This window comes from Streptomyces achromogenes subsp. achromogenes (genome assembly GCF_000720835.1).
Classification (GTDB): domain Bacteria; phylum Actinomycetota; class Actinomycetes; order Streptomycetales; family Streptomycetaceae; genus Streptomyces; species Streptomyces achromogenes.
Genome location: NZ_JODT01000128.1, coordinates 1 through 317, shown reverse-complemented (window position 1 = coordinate 317; position 317 = coordinate 1). Strand labels below are relative to the sequence as shown.

General features: G+C 61.8%; 1 protein-coding gene. It reads right to left on the bottom strand.

Going from position 1 to position 317, the window contains the following annotated elements; all coding sequences use genetic code 11:
* A partial coding sequence (locus IH25_RS43160; RefSeq protein ID WP_209445414.1) for a hypothetical protein occupies positions 1–147 on the bottom strand: 147 nt, incomplete at its 3' end.
* Positions 148–317: the final 170 nt, after the last annotated feature.

Sequence of the window (317 nt, the reverse complement as noted above, 5' to 3'; positions counted from 1 at the left end):
CTGGGACTCGGCGTCGTCGGATCCTTTGAAGGGGTCGTCGACGATCAGGCAGTTGTGGACGAGTACGCCGTCAGCAAAGAAGTTGCTGTTGCCTTCCACTTGGAGGTCATGGACTCGGACGCCTGGCGCGTGTACTCGGCGAGCCATGGAAACGGTGTCGACGTGGACTTGTGGTGGACGGCGTGGCAGGTGTAGCAGAGCAGCACGAGGTTCTCTACGCGGTTGTTCGCCGGAGTCTCGTCGAGGTGGTGCACGATCAGGTTCGACCGTTGCGCTGGGGCTCCGTTCCGCATGAACGTGTACGGCTTGTACGGGGC